Annotated in this window: 4 protein-coding genes; all 4 read right to left on the bottom strand. The window is 69.4% G+C overall.

Features of this window, described 5'->3' with window-relative positions:
• Nucleotides 1-844: LacI family DNA-binding transcriptional regulator (locus RMO85_RS17825; protein WP_310530060.1), on the bottom strand; the 844-nt coding region annotated here is incomplete at its 3' end.
• 5 nt (nt 845-849) lie between these two features.
• The gene (locus RMO85_RS17820) at nt 850-2,346 is read right to left on the bottom strand and encodes a GH1 family beta-glucosidase (protein WP_310530059.1); all 1,497 of its coding nucleotides are present in this window, start codon (nt 2,344-2,346) and stop codon (nt 850-852) included.
• A complete protein-coding gene (locus RMO85_RS17815; protein WP_310530058.1) occupies nt 2,343-3,161 on the bottom strand; it encodes a carbohydrate ABC transporter permease in 819 nt (272 codons plus the stop codon). The genes RMO85_RS17820 and RMO85_RS17815 overlap by 4 nt, the downstream gene beginning before the upstream one ends.
• Nucleotides 3,158-3,730: sugar ABC transporter permease (locus tag RMO85_RS17810; RefSeq protein ID WP_310530057.1), on the bottom strand; the 573-nt coding region annotated here is incomplete at its 5' end. The genes RMO85_RS17815 and RMO85_RS17810, both read right to left, overlap by 4 nt.

Below are 3,730 nucleotides of genomic sequence, written 5' to 3'. Positions count from 1 at the left end.
CAAAACCGCCGCCGAGTTTCTGTCCAACGGCAACCGACGGCGCCAGCATTTCACTGCAGCGGGCAAGCAGTTCCTCGTTGGTGCCGGCAATACAGCGTGCAGCTCGGTAGTACTCCTGCATGCATTGCTCGACACCGAGATTGTCGGCGTGTTTGTCACGGTAACCGAGAATGCGCGCCAGCTCGCGCTGGTAGTCGAACAGCAGGCGCTCCTCGGCGCGGCGCGCCAGCACATGCAGGGCAAAGCGAATGCGGAACAGTGTGGTCTTCGCCGACGCCAGTGCATCCACCTCGGTGGCCAGCCGCTCGCCTGCAGTGTTGTCGACGTCGACATACGCCACCCGGTCGCTCGCGGCCCAGGGCCGGCCGCCGAAGACGCAGGGCAGGTCGAGCCGGGCCATGTGCTCTGCCAGGCCGTCGTCGCGGTGGTGGGAGACGACCAGTGCACCGTCGACATGCCGGTTGGTGAGGTAGCGCAGGGTGCGCGCCGTCGACGCGCCGGGACGCGCGAGCAGCAGCACGAGCTGGATGTCGCGCTCCCCGAGCACGCGGGTCACGCCGCGCAGGGTGCCGGCGAAGAACGGATCGGAGAAGACCCGGTCGTCGGGCTCGGGCACGACCACCGCGATCGAGTCCGTGCGACGCGTGACGAGGCTGCGCGCTGCGGGGTTGGGGACATAGCCGAGCGAGCTCACTGCGGCGTCCACCGAGGACTGCGCGCGGGCACTGACGCGCTGGCCGCCGTTGATGGCGCGCGAGGCAGTGGCGCGGGAGACCCCGGCAACCCTGGCGACCTCGTCGAGGGTGGGCGTCCCCGGCCTCGCGTCCTTCTTCGTCCCGTCCACGTGGGTCACGGTAGCCACGTGGCTGGGCCGGTCGCGGGCAGACCTCCCTGCGTCGACACCTCGGCATACCAGAGCGCACTCGACTTCGGGGTCCGCGCTTGCGTCTCGTAGTCGACGTGGACGAGCCCGAAACGCTTGGCGTAGCCGTAGGCCCACTCGAAGTTGTCCATGAACGACCACTGGTAGAAGCCGCGTACGTCCACACCGTCGTCGATCGCTCGGTGCACGGCGCGGAGGTAGTCGTCGAGGAACTCGATCCGCTCGGGATCGTGCACCGCACCGTCGGGGCGGGGCTCATCGGCGTACGCCGCACCGGTCTCGGTGAGGAAGATCGGCAGCCGCGGATAGTCCTCGTGCAGCCGGACCAGCAGACGGTGCAGGCCCTCGGGCTGCACCTCCCAACCCATGGCGGTGACAGGCAGCCCGCGACTGGGGAACGTGACGTGCTCGGAGCCGACCCACGGCGACAGCGCGACCCGGTCGGGTTGGTCGCTGCCGACGCCGACGACGTCTGTGTGCGGATGACCCGAGACAGCGTTGCCGTGGTAGTAGTTCACGCCCAGAACGTCGATGGGCGTGGAGATCAGCGCGAGGTCGCCGTCGCGCACGACCTCGTGCCAGTGGCCGGTCTGCCATGCGAGATGGGCGGTGTCGACCAGCACGTCCTCGGGGTAGCTGCCGCGGAAGATCGGGTCGAGGAACAGCCGGTTGTGCAGCCCGTCGACGCGCCGGGCGGCATCCCGGTCGACCGGGTCCTCGGGGTCGTGCGGGTCAGGCACGGTGAGGTTGAGGCTGAGCCCGAGTCGGATGTCGTCGCCGTTCGCGTCCGCACGGCGACGCAGCTCATCGACCACGAGGCCGTGACCCAGCAGCAGGTGGTGCGCCGAGACGAGACCGGCGACGCCCTCCTGCCGCCCGGGGGCGTGGTGGCCCGCGGCGTACCCCAGGAGCGAGGAACAGAAGGGCTCGTTGAGGGTCGTCCACGTGGGCACCCGGTCGCCGAGCGCGTCGTAGACGGACAGGGAGTAGTCGGCGAAGCGGTGGGCCGTGTCGCGGTTGGTCCACCCGCCCGCATCCTCGAGCGCCTGCGGGAGGTCCCAGTGGTAGAGCGTCAGCCAAGGCGCGATCCCCTGACTGAGCAGCTCGTCGACGAGCCGGTCGTAGAACGCGAGACCCGCCCTGTTGACCGGCCCGCCGTTCGGGCGCACGCGCGGCCAGGCCACGGAGAAGCGGTAGGACGCGATCCGGAGCTCCCGCATCAGCGCGACGTCCTCGGGCATCCGGCGATAGTGCTCGCACGCGACGTCGCCGGTGTCCGCGTTGAGGACCGCGCCCGGTGTGTGCGAGAAGGTGTCCCAGATCGACGGCGTGCGGCCGTCCTCGGCCACGGCTCCCTCGATCTGGTATGACGCGGTGGCGGCGCCCCAGACGAAGTCGGGCGGGAACCTGGTCACCTCGTCGAGGCTCGGCGTTGTCGTCGTGACGGTGCGCTGGATGGTCATCCCTTGACGGCTCCTTGCATGATGCCGGCGACCAGTTGGCGGCCGGTCAGGGCGAAGAGGACCAGCAGCGGGACCGTGGAGATCGCGGCGCCGGCGAGCACGAGGCTGTAGTCGACGTAGTAGCCGCTCTGCAGCTGCTGCAGGGCGATCTGGACGGTGGGGTTGCTGGCCGGCAGCACAATCAGCGGCCAGAAGAAGTCGGTCCACGTCGCCATGAACGTGAACAGCCACAGGATCGCGGCGGCCGGTCGGGCGGCCGGGACGGCCACCGTCCAGAAGGTGCGCAGCATCGAGCAGCCGTCGACGCGCGCGGCCTCGATCAACTCGTCGGGCACGGCGTCGACGAGGTACTGGCGCATGAAGAAGACCCCCCATGCCGTGACCATCCCGGGCACGATCAGCGCCCACATGGAGCCGACCCAGCCGAGCTTGGCCATCACGATGAAGAGCGGGATCACCCCGAGCTGGGTGGGCACCGCCAGGGTGGCGACGACGAAGACCAACAGGGGCGTTCGACCCTTGAACGCGAGCTTGGCGAACGCATAGCCGGCCAGGGTCGAGAAGAACACCACGGACGTGGCGACCGTCGTGGAGACGAGCAGGCTGTTGCCCAGCGCCTTCCAGAACGGCACGGCCTCGAAGGCCCGCTGCGCGTTCTCGAAGAAGTGGCCGCCCGGCAGCAGCGGTGGCACCCGCTTGGTGAGCACGTCGCGGCTGTGCGAGCCGACGAGGAACGACCAGTAGAGGGGCGCCGACGAGCCGAGCACGAAGGCGGCCAGCAGGCCATAGACGAGGAAGCCGGGGCGGCGGTTCATCGGCGTCCGCCGAGCATGTGGACGCGACGACTGACCGCGAGGTTGAGCACGGCGAAGACGATGATGATCAGGAACAGCAGCCATGCGACGGCCGAGGCCATGCCCAGGTCGCGCACCCGCCAACCCAGCTCCCAGAGATACATCGTGAGCGTCTGGTACTGCCGGTCGGAGCCGCCGAGGCCCTGGGTGTCGAAGAGCCGGGGCTCGGCGAAGATCTGGAGCCCGCCGATCGTCGAGGTGATGACGACGAAGAGCAGGGTGGGGCGGATCAGCGGGAGCGTGATCGAGCGGAACTGCCGGACCCTCCCGGCGCCGTCGAGGGCCGCCGACTCGTAGAGCTCGCGCGGCACCGCCTGCATGGCCGCCAGGAAGATCAGCGCGTTGTAGCCGGTCCAGCGCCAGTTGACCATCGAGGCGATCGCCAGGTGGCTGGCCAGGGTGTCGACGTGCCACCTGATCGGCTCGAGGCCGATGCCCTGCAACGCCTCGTTGACCAGGCCGTAGCGGTCACCGAAGACGTTGCCGAAGATCAGCGCGACCGCGGCCGGCGCGACCACGAAGGGGATGAG

This window comes from Nocardioides sp., from assembly GCF_031422975.1.
In the GTDB taxonomy this organism is placed as follows: domain Bacteria; phylum Actinomycetota; class Actinomycetes; order Propionibacteriales; family Nocardioidaceae; genus Nocardioides.
The sequence above is the reverse complement of the archived record's forward strand: the minus strand, read 5'-3'. Positions and strand labels throughout refer to the sequence as shown.

What these genes read in the sequence shown, in the direction of transcription:
- RMO85_RS17820 (WP_310530059.1), bottom strand. Translation starts at nt 2,346, where the DNA reads ATGACCATCCAGCGCACCGTCACGACGACAACGCCGAGCCTCGACGAG.
- RMO85_RS17815 (WP_310530058.1), bottom strand. Translation starts at nt 3,161, where the DNA reads ATGAACCGCCGCCCCGGCTTCCTCGTCTATGGCCTGCTGGCCGCCTTC.